The 17,253-nt window shown below is 59.4% G+C and carries 16 protein-coding genes and 1 pseudogene; 14 read left to right on the top strand and 3 right to left on the bottom strand.

From position 1 onward, the window contains the following. Nucleotides 1-534 precede the first annotated feature (534 nt). Together DC366_RS15790 and DC366_RS15795 are read right to left on the bottom strand one after the other, a co-directional pair. The gene (locus DC366_RS15790) at nt 535-2,691 is read right to left on the bottom strand and encodes a protein-disulfide reductase DsbD family protein (protein WP_243405169.1); all 2,157 of its coding nucleotides are present in this window, start codon (nt 2,689-2,691) and stop codon (nt 535-537) included. 259 nt (nt 2,692-2,950) lie between these two features. After that, nucleotides 2,951-3,247, bottom strand: a complete 297-nt coding sequence (locus DC366_RS15795; RefSeq protein WP_165802933.1) for a DUF2933 domain-containing protein — start codon at nt 3,245-3,247, stop codon at nt 2,951-2,953. Nucleotides 3,248-3,441: 194 nt separating this feature from the next. Here DC366_RS15795 and DC366_RS15800 point away from each other — a divergent pair, with 194 nt between their 5' ends. From DC366_RS15800 to DC366_RS15820, 5 genes are all read left to right on the top strand, one after another. Then, entirely contained in the window at nt 3,442-4,017 is a 576-nt protein-coding gene (locus DC366_RS15800; protein ID WP_108693190.1) for a L,D-transpeptidase, read from the top strand. Nucleotides 4,018-4,029: 12 nt separating this feature from the next. Beyond that, nucleotides 4,030-4,488 carry a c-type cytochrome gene (locus tag DC366_RS15805; RefSeq protein ID WP_108693191.1) on the top strand — a complete coding sequence of 153 codons (459 nt, stop codon included), beginning with the start codon at nt 4,030-4,032 and terminating at the stop codon, nt 4,486-4,488. Nucleotides 4,489-4,628: 140 nt separating this feature from the next. Beyond that, nucleotides 4,629-6,020 (top strand): multicopper oxidase family protein, encoded by a 1,392-nt coding sequence (locus DC366_RS15810; RefSeq protein WP_108693192.1) that lies wholly within the window; start codon nt 4,629-4,631, stop codon nt 6,018-6,020. Next, nucleotides 6,017-6,502 (top strand): c-type cytochrome, encoded by a 486-nt coding sequence (locus DC366_RS15815; RefSeq protein WP_108693193.1) that lies wholly within the window; start codon nt 6,017-6,019, stop codon nt 6,500-6,502. The genes DC366_RS15810 and DC366_RS15815 overlap by 4 nt, the downstream gene beginning before the upstream one ends. Nucleotides 6,503-6,504: 2 nt before the next feature. Beyond that, nucleotides 6,505-7,233, top strand: coding sequence for a DsbA family protein (locus DC366_RS15820; RefSeq protein WP_108693194.1), 729 nt, complete (start codon nt 6,505-6,507; stop codon nt 7,231-7,233). A 59-nt stretch (nt 7,234-7,292) separates the two neighbouring features. Here DC366_RS15820 and DC366_RS15825 read toward each other — a convergent pair whose 3' ends face one another. After that, entirely contained in the window at nt 7,293-7,499 is a 207-nt protein-coding gene (locus DC366_RS15825) for a heavy-metal-associated domain-containing protein (RefSeq protein WP_108693195.1), read from the bottom strand. Nucleotides 7,500-7,651: 152 nt separating this feature from the next. On the opposite strand from DC366_RS15825, the gene DC366_RS15830 reads away from it, so the two are divergent. The 9 genes and pseudogenes from DC366_RS15830 (at nt 7,652) to DC366_RS15870 (ending at nt 17,179) form a co-directional block, all read left to right on the top strand. Further along, a complete protein-coding gene (locus DC366_RS15830) occupies nt 7,652-10,159 on the top strand; it encodes a heavy metal translocating P-type ATPase (RefSeq protein WP_108693196.1) in 2,508 nt (835 codons plus the stop codon). A gap of 10 nt (nt 10,160-10,169) precedes the next feature. After that, nucleotides 10,170-10,586, top strand: a complete 417-nt coding sequence (cueR, locus tag DC366_RS15835; RefSeq protein WP_108693197.1) for a Cu(I)-responsive transcriptional regulator — start codon at nt 10,170-10,172, stop codon at nt 10,584-10,586. Nucleotides 10,587-10,600: 14 nt separating this feature from the next. Then, nucleotides 10,601-11,017 (top strand): ion channel, encoded by a 417-nt coding sequence (locus tag DC366_RS15840; RefSeq protein ID WP_108693198.1) that lies wholly within the window; start codon nt 10,601-10,603, stop codon nt 11,015-11,017. Nucleotides 11,018-11,140: 123 nt separating this feature from the next. Next, entirely contained in the window at nt 11,141-12,013 is an 873-nt protein-coding gene (locus DC366_RS15845) for a DUF305 domain-containing protein (RefSeq protein WP_108693199.1), read from the top strand. A 224-nt stretch (nt 12,014-12,237) separates the two neighbouring features. After that, nucleotides 12,238-12,843: pseudogene (locus DC366_RS15850) on the top strand (S1C family serine protease); the annotation flags it as partial. A gap of 568 nt (nt 12,844-13,411) precedes the next feature. Beyond that, nucleotides 13,412-15,544 (top strand): ParB/RepB/Spo0J family partition protein, encoded by a 2,133-nt coding sequence (locus DC366_RS15855; RefSeq protein ID WP_108693201.1) that lies wholly within the window; start codon nt 13,412-13,414, stop codon nt 15,542-15,544. A gap of 125 nt (nt 15,545-15,669) precedes the next feature. Further along, on the top strand, nt 15,670-16,077 hold the full coding sequence (locus DC366_RS15860) for a DUF3768 domain-containing protein (protein WP_108693202.1): 408 nt from the start codon (nt 15,670-15,672) through the stop codon (nt 16,075-16,077). Between the two features lie 119 nt (nt 16,078-16,196). Beyond that, nucleotides 16,197-16,514, top strand: coding sequence for a hypothetical protein (locus DC366_RS15865; RefSeq protein ID WP_108693203.1), 318 nt, complete (start codon nt 16,197-16,199; stop codon nt 16,512-16,514). Between the two features lie 83 nt (nt 16,515-16,597). Continuing rightward, nucleotides 16,598-17,179 (top strand): hypothetical protein, encoded by a 582-nt coding sequence (locus tag DC366_RS15870; protein ID WP_243405170.1) that lies wholly within the window; start codon nt 16,598-16,600, stop codon nt 17,177-17,179. Nucleotides 17,180-17,253: the final 74 nt, after the last annotated feature.

Raw genomic sequence — 17,253 nt, forward strand, 5'->3', positions numbered from 1 at the left:
AGAATATCAGAGGACAAAATGGGGAGCGATAGTGTTCGCCGTGACCGCGCTGGCGGCAGGTACATGATACTCACCGGCGTCAGCAGAAACCCGGCTGCCAGCAACAGACCGCCGCCATAGATTACGCCCTTCGCCGACATTTCTCCGAAAGTCTAAATTCCCAGCGTACTCGCAACGATGGGTGACATACGATGCTGTCCACCAGAGGATAAGCATTTTCATTCAGGGCCTTGAGTGCGATCGAGATACCGAAATAAGCAAAACTGGTCGAAACGAGCCCAAGCGCCAGCGCTCAAAAACCGACAGGAATGGTAATCCTTGTCGCAGCGCAGGTGGCGGATGTGTCGATCCCAAGTGCCGTAGCCGAGGGTCCGATCTGGCGGGCAGTTGTCACAGCGGCCATCTCGTTCCGACTGCAGATGACGAAGGGTCGGGAAACGTCCTCGGCGAGAGGTATTGCAAGACGTTTGCCTACATCGATTCGCCCACCCAAAAGCCAGATTGTCAGGTCGTGCAAAGAGTGATTGAAGTGGCTCATCGCTTTGCCTCTACGCGCACCCTCGCCGCGTCCTGCAAGGCCTCCAACACCCCCTGTGCTGTCAGCAACTCAGGCAGGACGATACCTTCCGGCGCGCCCGGCCCATAGATTGCGTTGAATGGAATCCCGTAGCGGCCAAAGCTCTCGAGGTAGCGAGAAATGGCCTCGTCTGGCCGCGTCCAGTCCGCCTGCATCGCGATCACACCCGGCGCGCGCAGGGCCGAGACGACAGGCTCGCGGTCCAGCACCAGCGCCTTGTTGGCCTTGCAGGTCAGGCACCAATCGGCGGTTACGTCGACGAATACCACCTCGCCTCGCGAGACGTGTCTGGCGATCGCGGATCTTTCGAAGGCGGTCCAGTCTGTGGCGACGCGGTTTGTCGGCACATCGCTTTGCGATAGAAAGCTGGTAAGCACCAGAGCGACCCCAGCCAAGATCATCACCGCTGATCCCCGCAAAACCACAGACCCGCGGCGCAAGGACAGAAGTGCGACGATGATTGCACTCACCCCCGCACCTGATGACGCCGACCATATGCCGGCCACGCCATTTAGCACCCAAAAGAGCCAGACAGCCGTCGCCGCCAGAGCAAGCCCTAGCACCAGTTTCAGCCAGATCATCCATCGGCCCGGCCTTGGAAGCCGTCCGATCATGCCGGGAAAGGTCGCGACGATGAGATACGGCAACGCCAGCCCAAGCCCGAGCGCCGTGAAAATCACCGCTATATCGACGGGCCGCCCAGCCAGCGCAAAGGCAACGGCCGTGCCCAGAAACGGTGCCGAACAGGGCGTGGCAAGAATGGCCGCAAAAGCTCCTGTGGCGAAATCCCCGCCATAGCCGCGCCCGCCGCCCGCCCTGGCCAGCCGCGTCTGCATCGACGAGGGAAGGGCAATCTCGAACGCGCCGAAAAGGTTTGCAGAAAATACAACCAGAATGACGGCCATGAGCGTCAGAAAAGCGGGGTTCTGGAATTGCAGCCCCCAGCCCACGGTCAAGCCAAATCCCCGCGCGACCAGCGTTCCGGCCGCAAGAACCCACATGAACGCCAGTACTCCGAGGGCTGAGACGGCAAATCCCGCCCGAACGCGGACACGCGACTGTTCACGCGCCTGCATCGCAGAGGCAAGTTTGATCGACAACACCGGAAGGACACAAGGCATCACGTTGAGGATGAGACCGCCCAGAAAGGCGATCGCAGCGATCCAGGCAAGATCGGCCAACCCGGGCCCCGCGCGCTCCAGAGTGAAGGGTGGTGGGACGGCGGCGTCTGTCAAAACAGGTGCGAAGGTTGCTGCGCGATCGCCATCTGTCACCGTAACGCTCAACTGCTGCGGATCGTCGGCTGCCGCCAGTATAGGCAGGCGGGCCCATAGCAAACGGCCACCGTCACCCAGTCGGATATCTGGCTGACCGAAGGCCGTGCCATCGCCCAATATGGGAAACACGTCCGGACGGTTGAAAGGGCGAACGCTGCGGGCGGTTACAGTCAGCGCGGTCATGTCGCGGCTCAGATGGGCCGTTTCGACCGAGATACCGCTGGTCGCGCCGTTGTCGGGCACCTTGTCTGCATAGGCGGAAATCAGGGTTGCGGCGTTCTTATCGATTCCGCTGGCCCGGGGTAGCTTCAATTGCAGTTTGAAATCCTGCGGAATGCACACCGTGGAGCAAACCAACACGTTCACACTTGCCGCCAATCCTACCGGCTCACCAGGCTGCGCAAGCGTGATCCGCAGCGGAAACACTACCTCGTCGTGATAGCCGAAATTCTCGATCCCGAACGCGTCAAATCTTTCGGGCGCGGGCCAGAGAAAATCGACATCCTCAATGTTTTCCGACCCAGTCCAGTCGATCGATGGCGGAATGCCCACCTCGCCCGGTGATTTCCAGTAGGTTTTCCAACCCTTCCCGAGCTTGAGATGCAACCCAGCCGAGATCGAGCCTGTATCCGGTCCGACCCCATTCTCGGCCGAGATAAGTTGGGCGGAAACGGATGTGCTGGAGAAAATGTCGGAACTTGCAGCCCCTACCCCCTGCATAGGCAAGATCAGCCCAAGAGCCAGAAACAGCCAAGTGAACACAGGAAGGCGCACCCGCGGCTGAGCTTGCTTCATATCGGCATCCATCAGTTTATTTCCATTTTTCAAACTGCCCATATCGACCTGCGGTCAAAGCTCTGCAGAAGGCACAACCATAAACCCTTCGCGACCGTCAGCACACACCACTACTGACACTCCATTCGCGTTGGTCTCTTGCGCCGTGCATCCCTCCGAAAGTTGGGATGACGGGCCACGAGTCGACAGTGTATTGGCAACGCCCTGATTGCATGTCCCGAAAGTTTGAGAACAGGCACCAAGTGCCACGAAAACCAAAGGAGCGACAGTATGGAAGCGAAGGGTGAAACCCAATTGTCGCTTACTCAGGAGCAACTGTCTGACCAATCGGTATCTGAGTTTTCGCAGTCACAGCTTCTTCACCCTTCGCTGCGCCGTGGCAGGATTTTCCCATCAAGCGATGCATTGCGAAATGAGCCCCGAGACAGACAAGCAAGAGCGCAAACACGATGGCGCTGTTCAGCATGCCGCCGGAGAATCCACCCTCGGCAAAATACAAGATAACCGGCGCAACCATGATCACGCAGCAGGCACACATTCCATATTTCATGATCATATCGGACGTTTGACGTCTTTCCCGCGTTTCAATTATCTTCATGATTCCAATCTCCATATGATTCGAATCTCCATCGTGCCCCTGCGACGCTTACGAGATTCCACCACGGGAAGGTCAATGTTACAAACCGATACAAAGTTCACTGTCTTGTCACCTGCGCAACTCTTGACCCTCCAGTGGTGGAAGGTGGTTTATCCGGTATCACCAGAGGGAAAAGAACCGAAAGGGGGCAACTCATGTGTGCAGCATCTAACAAAACGATCGCTCGGCGGGCCTTTCTGTTCGCCTCGTCCGGCGGCCTTGTCGCCCTGGCAGCACCATCGATATTGAGCGCGCAGGAGGTTGCACCGGTTCGCAGGAACATGTCGTCTTTTCTGCTGCATGACTGGCGGGATCATTTCGACAGCCTCGGCAAGGGCATCCTGTTGTCGGACACTACGACACGCGTTCTCCAGCACTGGACGGCAGATGGAGAGATGCGCATCTATCCGACCTCGGTACCGATGACCGACGAACTCACACGGCGGGGGTATAGTGAAATCGTCTACAAGGACGATGCTCCGGACTGGGCGCCCACGCCGTCCATGCTGAAACGCGACCCGACTTTGCCAAAATATGTCCCGGCCGGGCCGAAAAACCCGCTCGGTGTTCGGGCGATGCATCTGAGTTGGAAATACTATCGGATTCACGGTACCGGAGACACGCGCAAGATCGGGCGCAAATCATCAAGCGGGTGCATTGGCCTCTATAACGAGCAGATCATCGAAGTGTTCGACAGAACGCCGGTGGGAACCCAGGTAAAACTCATCTGAAACAGAGGGCAAATGAATAAGACATTTTTAGCTATCATAGCTTTTTTCGTTCTGGGCGGTGGCGTCGTCTATTGGAATATGACTCAACAAACCCCGCAAGGCATTGGGCACTCAATGGTGCCACCGGATACGAGCGATCTGGGTCAAGGCGCCCCCATTGTAGAGGTGTCGCTGCCGACACAATTGACGACCGATGCACAAATGGGCAAGCGCGCCTACGAGGCGAAATGCGCCGAATGCCATGGCACCAATGCAGCTGGTAAGAACGGCGTCGCGCCGCCACTCGTACACAAGACCTACGAACCCAACCACCATTCCGACAAGGCGTTTGTGCTGGCGGCCAAGAATGGCGTGCGCGCGCATCACTGGCGTTTCGGGGACATGCCGCCGGTCAAGGGGGTGACCGATGGTGATGTGAAATTGATCGCGCGATACATTCGCGCGCTCCAGAAAGAGAACGGAATTTTTTGAACCTCTCACATTGTCTCATGCGCGACGAGACCGGATGACAAGTCCGAACCGGATTAGGAGATTGGCGAGCGATAGACGCCGTGATTCATGCACGGCCGCGACGCGCTTCCGGAACTCCCGACCGAATGACAGGATGCTCCATGCCGACAAGACGAAACTTTCTCCTGACGGGTGTAGCCGCCACTGCGGGTCTTGCTTTGCCGACGTCACTTCATGCAGCGACGCCGCGATTTGCACAGATCAAGGCGCGCAAGGCAAGCATCCAGCTTGCGCCAAGCCCTTATCCTGAAACCGGAATATGGGGATACGGCGGCGCGATGCCCGGCTCTGAATTGCGGCTCGCTCAAGGTGCGCGCCTGCAACGCTCGTTTGTGAACGAGTTGCCGCAGGCCAGTTCCATCCACTGGCACGGCATCCGAATTGACAACGCGATGGACGGCGTAGCGGGGTTGACGCAACCCGCCGTGGAACCGGGGCAGAACTTTGACTATGATTTCGTCGTGCCGGATGCCGGAACCTACTGGTATCACGCGCATAATCGATCCGCCGAGCAGGTGGCGCGCGGTCTGTATGGCGCGTTGATCGTCGAAGAGTCCGAGCCGCCGGATGTGGACCGCGAGCAGGTGCTGATCCTCGACGATTGGCTTCTCGACCCTGAAACTGCTCAAATTGATCCAGATTTCACCTCGCGCCATGATCGAAGCCACGCGGGCCGCCGCGGCAATTTCATCGCCACCAATGGACGCCACGACCTCTCGCTCGACGTGCGCCAAAACGAGCGCTTGCGCCTGCGGCTCATCAATGCGGCCAATGCCCGGATATTCGAGCTGGCACTGGCGGGAATGGAGGGATGGACGATCGCGCTCGACGGGATGCCGCTGGCGCAGCCCAAGCCTTTGGCAGAGACCCTGATCCTCGGCCCCGGTCAGCGGGCGGATCTGATCGTGGACGTGACTGCCGCAGCGAATGAGACCGCCCATCTCGTGCGCATTGAAGATCAAGAAGGCATCTCGCAAGTGGCTTTTCCTGTCATCGGACGGGCCGCCGTCGCCCGCTGCGAAGCCCCTGCCCCACTGCCCCGGAATCCGCGGATGGAAATACCCGGCATCGACAGCGCCGTGACGGCACGGCTGAACATGCAAGGCGGCGCGATGGGCACGCTGGATGCTGCGATCCTGAACGGCGAACGAAAGAGCTTTCGCCAGTTGGTGGAGGCGAACGAATTCTGGGCCTTCAACGGAACGATTGGCATGACCGACACGCCACTTGTCGAGGTATCTCGCGGCGAAACGGTTAAATTGCAGATCTACAACGACACTTCGTTCCCTCATGCGATGCATCTGCACGGATTGCATTTCCGCGAAATCGGCAAGGATGGCGGCCTCGGCCCCTTCCGCGACACGAGCCTGATGTTCGGTGGCGAAACACGCACAATAGCGTTTGTCGCAGACGCCCCCGGCGATTGGCTGTTTCATTGTCACGTGCTCAGCCATGCGGCATCGGGCATGATGACCTGGCTGAAAGTGACATGATGGGAAAAACTGTGATCCTCGGTGGGCTGGTGATCCTCACTTTGGGTGGCACCGCCGGTGTTTGGGCAATTGCGACAGGGCAGACTTTGACGTCCACGCCTGGGCAACCCTTCGATCTCGCCGAGGGGGACCGGCTGTACCAAGATTATTGTGCGGCTTGTCACGGGGCCAATCTCGAAGGGCAGCCCGATTGGCGATCGGCTGGCCCGGAAGGCATTTTCCCCGCGCCGCCGCATAATGAAACGGGCCATACCTGGCACCATTCCAACAGCGTTCTCTTCGACTACACCAAACTGGGCGGGAAGGCAGCTCTTGCCCGTCAGGGAGTGGATTTTACAAGCGGCATGCCCGGATTCGGCGATCAACTCACGAACCCTCAGATTCGAAACATCCTCGCCTTCATCAAATCCACTTGGCCTGACCGACAGCTGGAGGTCCAGGCTGCTCGCAGCGACGCAGAGCGCCAGCAACAAGGAAACTGACCATGCAATTACTTCGACCTACCACGTTTATTCTGGGCATCTTTTTAGCCCCATTTCCCGTCCTCGCTCAGGAGCTGAGCGAGGAGCGCGTCAAGGAGCTGGCACTTGAGGCAATCCGGGAGAACCCGCAGATTGTAATGGAAGCAGTGCAGATTCTCGAACAAGAGCGGTCCGCGGCTCAGGCACAGGCAGGGGCAGACGTTTTGAAGAACCAGCGCCAACTACTGGAACAGGACCCGAATGCGCCGGTGCTGGGCAACCCCAATGGCGATGTCACGGTCGTGGAGTTTTTCGACTACAACTGCCCCTATTGCCGCAAGGCCATGTCCGAAGTGGAAGGATTGATCGAGGCGGACCCGAATGTCCGGCTCGTCTTTCGCGAGTGGCCGATACTGAGCGAGGGATCAATCTTTGCCGCCAAGGCAGCTCTGGCGGCACGTGAACAAGACAAATACGATGACTTGCACTGGGCTCTGATGGAGATGGATGAACCCGCAGGGGAAGCTTCGGTCTTGCGTGTTGCCGAAGAGATCGGCCTCGATATCGCCAGGCTGCGGTCCGACATGGAGGCATCAGATGTGCAGGATCATATCGACGAATCTATGCGGCTGGCACAGGCTTTGGGTTTCAACGGCACGCCATCATTTGTGATCGGCGACAATCTTGTCCCCGGCTTCGTCGAGCAAAATCAGCTGGAGGCACTGGTCGATCAAGCTCGCGACGGCGAATGAGCGAGTGCGAAACTGACAACGCTGGACTGGCGCCCGTAGGTTCGGGCGCCAGTCTGGTTTCAGATCGTCGCGACCGTCTTGACGTCATATCCGGCGTTGCGGATCGCCTCGGTCAGGGCGCGCTCGTTCAGGACACTTTCGACGTCGACCTTGCGCGTGCCGGTATCGCAGGTCACTTTTGCAGTTGGGTCTATCGCCTTGATCGCCTTTTCGATCGTTGCGGTGCAGTGTCCACAGCTCATTTCAGGAACATCAAATCTGGTCATGGGAGTCTCCTTTGCATCGCCTGACAGATGGGGCGTTCCCGCACAGGAAGGTCAAGGGTTGAATGTTATGGCCAAAAGAATTTACCTGACCTATTGACCTTCCAGCAGGCGGAACCCTTATCTCAATGAGGAAGTACTTGCAGGAGTTTCCCATGTCAGTTTCACAATCCGTCCGGCTGTCGGTTCAGAACATGTCCTGCGCGTCCTGTGTCGGGCGCGTCGAGCGCTCGCTGATGGCCGTTCCGGGCGTCAGCGATGTCAGCGTGAACCTCGCCAGCGAGACCGTTCAGGCGCAGGTTGATGCGCCGGAGCGGGTGGCCGAAATCGTGGCCGCGCTGGACACGGCCGGCTATCCCGCGCGCAGCCAGACGGTGCGGCTGAACATAGCGTCGATGACCTGCGCCTCCTGCGTGGGGCGCGTCGACAAGGCGCTGGCGGCGGTGCCGGGTGTTTGGGACGTGAACGTGAACCTCGCATCGGAAACAGCCACCGTGACCTATGCAGAGGGCGCGGTCAGTCTGGACGATTTGCTGCGCGCCGCAAGGGAAGCGGGCTATCCGGCGACCCCGGCGGATGCCGCGGCCCAGGAGGACGCGAGCACGCGCAAGACCGAGGAGGCCCGCGCTCTGGCCCGCAAGACCCTGCTTGCCGCCGTGCTGGCGCTGCCGGTTTTCCTGCTGGAGATGGGCGCGCATGTCGTGCCGGGTGCGCATGATCTGATCGGGCGCACCATCGGGCACGAGGCCAGCTGGATGATCCAGTTCTTGCTGACCACCGTGGTTCTGGCCTGGCCCGGCCGCGCCTTCTATACCAAGGGTTTTCCGGCGCTTTTCAAGGGCGCGCCTGACATGAACAGTCTGGTCGCCGTTGGCACCTCGGCGGCGTATCTCTATTCGCTTGTCGCGCTTTTCGCACCGACTCTGCTGCCCGAAGCCGCGCGTGCAGTCTATTTCGAGGCAGCGGCGGTGATCGTGGTGCTGATCCTTCTGGGCCGCTGGATGGAGGCCCGCGCCAAGGGCCGCACCGGCGCAGCGATCCAGAAGCTGCTGGGGCTTCAGGCCCGCACCGCGCGGGTTCTGGTGGATGGTGAGGCGCAGGATGTTCCGATCGAGCAGATCAGCACGGGGGCTATCCTTCTCGTGCGTCCCGGCGAGCGTATTGCGGTGGATGGCGAGGTGACCCAAGGCAGCGCCCATGTAGATGAAAGCATGATCACCGGCGAGCCTGTGCCCGTCGCCAAGTCCGAGGGCGATCCCGTCACCGGCGGCACCGTCAACGGCACCGGCAGTTTCCAGTTCCGCGCGACCCGCGTCGGGGCTGACACGACGCTGGCGCAGATCATCCGCATGGTCGAAGAGGCGCAAGGCGCGAAACTGCCGATTCAGGGCATGGTCGACCGGATCACGCTGTGGTTCGTGCCCGCCGTTATGGCGCTGGCCGCGCTGACGGTGCTGGTCTGGCTGATCCTCGGCCCATCCCCGGCGCTCTCCTATGCGCTGGTGGCGGGCGTGTCGGTGCTGATCATTGCCTGCCCCTGCGCGATGGGCCTCGCCACGCCGACCTCGATCATGGTCGGCACCGGACGCGCCGCCGAAATGGGCGTGTTGTTCCGCAAGGGCGACGCGCTGCAACAATTGACCGGCGTCGGCGTGGTGGCCGTGGACAAGACCGGCACCGTGACCGAGGGACGCCCGGAACTGACCGATATGGTGCTGGCCGGCGGGTTCGGGCGCGCCGAGGTTCTGGCGCTGGTGGCAGCGGTCGAGGCGCAGTCCGAACATCCCATCGCCGAGGCGATTGTCAGGGCCGCCGAGGCCGAGGGCGCGGCGCGCCACACGGTCGATGGCTTTGAGTCGATCACCGGCTACGGCGTGCGCGCGCAGGTCGCGGGGCGCGACGTTCTGATCGGGGCCGACCGCCTGATGGCGCGCGAAGGGCTGGACCCGGGCCCGCTGACAGATGCCGAGACGGACCTCGCCAACCGGGGCCGCACCGCGCTTTTTGCTGCCATCGACGGACGGGTTGCCGCTGTCATCGCGGTTTCAGACCCGGTCAAACCGTCCAGCGCCGCCGCGATCCGGGCGCTGCACGATCTGGGGCTGAAGGTGGCGATGATCACCGGCGACAAGCGCGAGACGGCCGAGGCCATCGCGCGCGAGACCGGCATCGACCACGTCATTGCGGGCGTTCTTCCCGATGGCAAAGTTGCTGCGCTCGATGAATTGCGCGCAGGTGGCAAGGCGGTCGCCTTCGTAGGGGACGGGATCAACGACGCGCCGGCGCTGGCCCATGCCGATGTCGGTATCGCCATCGGCACCGGTACCGATGTCGCCATCGAATCCGCTGACGTGGTGCTGATGTCGGGCGATCTGCGCGGTGTCGTCAACGCGTTCGAGGTCTCGACCCGCACGATGCGCAACATCCGCCAGAACCTGTTCTGGGCGTTTGGCTATAATGTGGCGCTGATCCCGGTTGCGGCAGGCGTTCTCTATCCTGCGTTCGGCCTGCTGTTGTCGCCGGTTCTGGCGGCCGGTGCGATGGCACTCAGTTCGGTCTTCGTGGTGACCAATGCGCTGCGCTTGCGCCGGGTCCGCCCCGCCATGAAGGAAACCGCAGAGGCCAGCGCCAGCGCCGCTCTTTCCCCTGCAGCCGCCGAATGAGGAGCTTAGAATGAATATCGGAGATGTCGCCACCCGGTCGGGCCTGCCCGCCAAAACGATCCGCTACTACGAGGATATCGGCCTCGTGAAACCCCTGCGAAGCGCCAACGGCTATCGCATGTTCCACGCCAGCGATGTGCACAAGCTGGCGTTCCTTGGCCGCGCCCGCGCGCTTGGCTTCAGCATCGAAGATTGTCGCGGCTTGATCAAGCTATATGAGGATACCGACCGCGAGAGTGCCGAGGTCAAGCAGATCGCTGAGGAGCATCTAAGCCGGATTGACGACAAGATCGCGGAGCTGATCGAAATGCGCGCGACCCTCGCAACCTTGGTCGATGCCTGCGCGGGTGACCACCGCCCCGATTGCCCGATCCTTGCCGATCTGGCGTCGAAGCAGCAAAGTCTGCATCTGAAAGAGACCGGCTAGGGCGCCTGCTGAACATGATCGTAGCGTGGTTACTGGCCGTCGTGCTTTTCGGATTGTGTGGAGTGCTGCATGCGCGTGCAATGGCTTTCGCCATGAACTTTACCGACCGCAACGATATCATAGGCATGCATGGTCTTGTGGTCGCTCTTTATGTTTTGGCGACCGCGCATGTCGCCGAAGCTGGCCTGTATGCCATTGGCTTCATTCTGGGTGAATGGATAGGAATTGGCGGTTTCGAGCAGGAAAATGTCAATTCGGTCATGGATTTCTTCTATTTTTCGGTCGTGAACTACACGTCGCTTGGCCTCGGCGATATTTATCCAACCGGTCATCTTCGATTTCTCGCCGGCATCGAAGCGCTGAACGGGTTTCTTTTGATCAGCTGCTCGGCTTCGACGATCTTCCTCGTCACGACACGGCGCAATCACTGACCGGGGTTGTGAGGCACAAAAATCTCATAAAACTTTGGAACCCTCCAGCGCTGGAAGCTGGTTTCACGTTCACTTTTCGGGCATCAAACCCAACTTCTTAATGCGATAACAAAAGGATTTATCATGTCATACTGGAGATTTGCCGCCATGATCGCGACCTCGACGGTCGTCATGTTCATCCTGATGTATCTCAACACGTTCCTCTGGACCCATATTTTCTGGTCCGAAACCCGCGCCTACATGGCGATCCTGATGGGCGCCACGATGGCGATCATCATGCTAGCGTTCATGCTGTCGATGTATTCGAACAAGGCGATCAACGCCGCGATCTCTGTCGGCGCAATTATTGCCTTTGTCGGTTCGCTCTGGCTGGTGCGCAGCCAGAGCACTGTGGGCGATACCAGCTACATGCGCGCCATGATTCCGCACCATTCCATCGCCATCATGACATCGGGCCGCGCCAATATCCAAGATGCGCGCGTGCGCAAGCTGGCCGACGAGATCATCTTTGCGCAGGACAAAGAAATTGCCGAAATGCGCTATCTCATCAATGAAATCGAGGCATCGGGTAAAATCAGAGAAGAAAGCAGTAATGGCCCAGCGGGGATCGTCTCGCTTCAAGATGCGCTTGCGACCGCAGAAGTATCCATCGTCGATCCAGAATTTGTGACCCAGCAAGAAATCGCACAGCTCTTTCCAGATGGTGCCGCCTGTACCTTCAACTATACCACGCAAAGCCCTGCATCTGTCATCATCGGTCGTGTGGATGGCACGGTGGCGGCATTGGTCAAGCTCAGCGGCGATCTGGTCCGACTTGAGGCCGATGAAGCGGGACGGGTACTGACGGCGGAGGGCATTACGATACGCCTGAGCGCGCCGAATGAGACGGACAGTCTGAATGTCGCCAATGGCGAGCCAACCGAGGCCAACCTCGTCCTAGAACTTGATGCAGGCTTGCGCGCTGGATATCGTGGCTTCTACACCTGCCAACGCTGATCTGCGCCGCCGACCGGCGGTGCAGATGCTCGGGGAACATTCCGGACCCACTAAGCCACGATAGAGGATGTAGACTGACGGTGTTCTTTGACTTCGGGACAATAGGCTAAAATCTGAGACTGCTAATTCTAAGCGAAGTAGAGCGGGAAAGCGGCCGCAGTGTTGGTGACCGGCTATCACAATGGACAGTGACATAAATTAATATGCACAAGCACTGAGTGTGAGGGGAGGTCTCCATCGCGGTCGGCAACCCTTTCGGACTGGGCGGCACAGTGACATCAGGCATCGTTTCCGCCACGTCGCGTAACAGCAACTCGAGCCCCTATGACGACTTCAACCAGACCGATGCGGCAATCAATCGTGGCAATTCCGGCGGCCCGCTGTTCAACGCGGACGGGGAAGTAATCGGGGTCAATACTGCAATCTTCTCAACGGACGGCGGTTCGGTGGGTATTGGCTTTGCCGTTCCTTCCGACATGGTTCAGCGGATTGTCGATGATCTTGCTGATGACGGAACGATCACGCGCGGCTGGTTAGGCGTTCAGATCAAGCCCATGTCTGACGAAGTAGCTTCAGTCCTTGGTTATGATGGCCCCCGTGGCGCAGTGGTGGAAATCGTGTCAGGCGACAGCCCTGCCGAGGCCGCAGGACTCCAGTCGGGCGACATCATTCTGTCCTTCAATGGTGAAGACATATCGGAACTGCGCGATCTGACTCGCGCCGTCGCAGAAACAGCACCAAACGCACAAGTCGCGTTGCAGATCCTGCGCCGTGGCACTGAAAAGACCATCGACCTGAAGATCGGCACGCTTGGTGCGAGCGAAGCCTGATCCATGAGATCGCATTTGCCGAGGGTTTTTGTATCCCTCGGCAGGGGCAATCCGCGTTTGTCGTGACATTGGCACAGCCCCTTTTCTGTGGCCCAAGTGATTTCTCTAAAACCTCACTTTGGGAATTGAAGCCTGCGCCCGGTGCGATGATGAAAACTGAGTAATAGACCCAGAACATCAACGTCAGCCAACTTACTGAGAGAACCACGCGCTCCACCCGAGGCCGCGAATGTTAATTGTTCGACCAACATCGCCACTACGGCCACTGCAGAAAGGGCGGTAGCGAGCAGGAGAGGCGCTGGGGCGGTTAGCGAAATGTCGTTTAGCTCAGAATTCTGCTGACGTAGTGTAATAAGATAACGGTCGGCAGTTTGCCACGAAATGGAGGTTAAAATCCATCCATGCGAAGTAGGCTGTCCAAGTGCAGAACGCACCGACGGCGGGCTTAGATCGATGGTCGGTGTATGTGGCTGGTGCCGCGAAGAGGAAGAGGAAGGCAAGCCCGGGTTGCCGGGCTTTGAAGGGAGAGAGAGGCTCTCCCGGTCCGGCTCCGAAAGGGAGCTTTCCGATGACCAACCCCAAATCCAGATCAGCTATCAAGCCCAAGGCCGCCGTGACCACCGCCCTGCCTGAGGCGGAATCGCAAATGGTCCCGCTGAACAAGCTGGTGCTCAGCCCGAAGAACGTCCGCAAGACATCAGCCACCGAGGCCGAAGATGCCGAACTCTATGCCAGCATCAAGGAGACCGGACTGAAACAGAACCTCATTGTCCACAAGATGGGTGCAAAGTTCCATGTTCATGCCGGCGGGCGGCGTCTCGCAGCACTTAACAAGCTGGCTGAGGACAAGATCATCAAGCCCGACCATCCGGTCTCCTGCTCGGTCGAGGAATCCGATCAGGCGGAAGACACGTCCGCTGCCGAAAACATGGTGCGCGTGGCGATGCATGGAGCCGATCAGTTCGGGGCTTTTGCCGCTCTGCGCAAAAAGGGGCGCACCGAAGATCAGATCGCAAAGCAGTTCGGGATTACAAACGATCTCGTCCGCCGCCGCCTAAAGCTTGCCAGTGTCGCACCGGACCTCATGCAGCTGTTCCGCGACGGTGAGATGTCGCTCGATTGCGTCATGGCGTTCACACTGACCGACGATCATGCGCGTCAGGTTGAGGCTTGGGAAGCGGTCAAGCAACATTACAGTCCGTCGCCGCATTCGATCCGAAACCATCTGACCCAGAAATCCTATTCGGGGTCGTCCAAACTCGCCCTCTTCGTCGGAATCGACGCCTACAAAGAGGCGGGTGGATCGGTCATTGAGGACCTCTTTTCTGAGCGCGACGCTATGCATCTGGAGGATCCAAATCTGCTCGAGAGCCTGGCGCAGGACAAACTTCAGGGGCTGGCGGATGAGGCCGCCAAGATCTGGAAATGGACCGAGGCGCATCTGGAGACCGACTACGATAGCTTTCGCCCCTATGGGCGAGTCTATCCCAAACCGCTCGATCCCGATCCTGACCTCGCGACCGAACTTGCCACATTGCAGGAGCGCCAGGACGCCTTGGAAAGCAATTATGATGAGGCGACGTGGACAGAGGAGCAACAGGCGGAAGAAGACCGGATCTGGAATCGCATCCGCGAAATCGAGACGATCGAAGAGGCCAACGTCGCTTATACCGACGACGACTACAGGATCGCCGGATGTGTCGTGACGATCAGTCACAATGGCGAGCCGCGCCTGGAAACCGGATTGGTGCGACCAGAAGACATTCCCAGACCAGCTGAAACAATTGCGGCGGATGACGGGGATAGCGAAACATCTGACGAAGATGGCTGCATTCCCGCAGGACCAGCGATTGAACTTCCCGCCACGATGCGTCGTCCGGACATGCCAGTCGATGCGACGACCGCAGCCCGCAAGGCACAGGGTATTCCGCAATCACTCGCTGACGATCTGCGGGCCACGCGTCATCAGATCCTGCGGGCGCATTTGGCGGCTGACTACAGCGCAGCCTATGATGCCATGCTCTACACGATGGCACGGGGCGTGTTCGGGCGCAGCGGCATTGGTGCACCACTGGACGTTTCGCTCCGGCCCGCGATGACGACGGGATCGCGCGAGGTCCTCAAGGACACCGTTGCGGCGCGCATGCTTGACGCGCTCAATGACGGTCTCAACCTTGCCTGGATGGAGGCTAAAGCGCCGAAAGATATCGAACAATTGTTGGCGCTTCCGGAACGCGACAAGCAGGCGATCTTTGCCTGGTGTGCGGCCTATGCGCTCAACCAGCAGCTTGCCAACGATACCGGTGCAACCGTTGTGATCGAAGCGATCGGTTCCCGTCTCAACGTGGATGTTGCCGCCTGCTGGCGTCCGACGGCGGATAGCTATTGGGGTCGTGTGAAAAAAGACCACGCGTTTGAGACGGCAAAGGCGCTGATCGACGACCGCTGGGCTGACGACAAGTCGGGTTTGCGCAAGGCGGAGATCGCAAAATCCATGGAGCAGGCGTTCTGCGACACACCGCAAGAGGCCGCCGGTCTGACAGCGGAGACCGCTACGAAGACATCTCGCTGGCTTCCAGACGGAATGGCGTTTGGCGAAGCGGAGACTGATCACGCGACACCGGACTCGGATGAGGACGATGCCAAGGCGACTTCGGCGGGATCAGACGCCCTGCCCGCCTTCATGACCGACGCGGCCTGACCAGTCACCAAACCATCAATACTCTGGATCGCTCCCAGCCCTCTGAAGGGTCGGGGGCGGTCCTGTCCGACTGTCGGGAAACCTCGGGCCGAATGGGTCGGCCGTTCCGGCACAGGAGAAAGACCATGAACCACGAACCTCAAAGCGATGCCCCACATGCCGAAGACGACGTGACCAATCCCGCGACGGCCGCGATCATTGCAAAACAGAACGATGCGTTCCGAACGTCTATCACCGGATCTGTCAAATTGGCCGGTGTTCCGCCCGGTAAGCTCGTCATGACGGCAGGCATCGCTGCCCGGAGCGACGAATTCCGCACAGCTCTCATCGAAGCGCTCGTCGCCTTTGATGCCTTTGATGCCAACAGTGATCCCTACGGGCTGCACGAGATGGGCGTGCTCGTGGTCGAAGCTGAACGGGTCTGGTTCAAATTCGATCTCTATGACGAGAATTTTGAGTACGGCGCGGAGACACCGACCGATCCCGCGCGCACGCGCCGTGTTCTGACGCTTCTGTTCCCGTCCGAATACTGAACCACGCAACTGCCTGGTGATATCTGGGCCGTCCTCATGATCGAGGACGGCCCTTCCCCGCTGACGGGTTTCACAAGGGGCCGGATGGTCCGGTCCCGCCCGTCACGGAGGCCACGAAAATGGCTAAACCCTGCGATTTCAAAGTTACCCTCTATCCCGCACACAAGGACGGCAACTTCGTTGTGACCAAATACGACCTCTTCGGCGGAACCTATCCGACCAAAGAGCTGACGGCGGCCGGGATGGGCGATCTTGTCGATCAGGTCACGCATTTCGCGATGGAACATGGCGAGGGCTGCAACGCGTCGGTCCGCTGTCTGGCACCGCGCAAACCTCCCGGTTTCAGCAAGGCCACCGGAAACCTCTATTTCAACCTCAGGACCAAGGAAGAGCTCGACGCTGAAGAATCACCAAAAGGTGAGAACGCCGCCGCCTGACACGGGCAGGTCAAACGATCCGGCCCAAGGGCCCGCCAAGTATGGCGGGCCTTTTTCGTTTCACACACAACCCTAGGAGCACGATGATGGGCACCCCGATCCATGAAGAGACCTATCGCGATCACACGATCAAGATCGTCCCCGATCCCGATCCGGAAAACCCGCGCGACTACGACAATCTCGGTACAATGTCCTGCTGGCACCGCCGTTACATGCTCGGTGACAAGCATGACCGCGAAGATCCGCGCGACCTGTTGGTCGATCTTTGCGGTCTGGATGGCGACACCGACCTGCCGATGAATGCGCTGATCGAGCGGGCGTCGAGGCGCGCCGTCATCCTGCCGCTCTATCTCTATGATCACAGCGGTATCACCATGAACACGACGGGCTTTCACTGCCTTTGGGATTCCGGCCAGGTCGGCTATATCTATGTGACGCTGGACGATATCCGCAAAGACTACGGCGTCACCCGCGTCTCAAAGAATTTGCGCACCAGGATCGCCGACCATCTGCGCCAGGAGGTCCAGACCTACGACCATTATCTGACCGGCAATTGTTACGGATTCATCGTCGAAAAAGATGACGACGAGGTCGCGTCATGTTGGGGGTTTCTTGGCGACTATGACGGCTATTGCCTGGCTGAGGCCAAATCGTCGGTGAATTGACACGGCCCGTGCGCGTCGCCTGGGGGGCTGCCCGCCACAAAGAGCAAAAGGCGGTTTGGGGAAGGGCAAGCCTT

Source organism: Pelagivirga sediminicola (genome assembly GCF_003072125.1).
GTDB classification, from domain to species: Bacteria; Pseudomonadota; Alphaproteobacteria; order Rhodobacterales; family Rhodobacteraceae; genus Roseovarius; species Roseovarius sediminicola.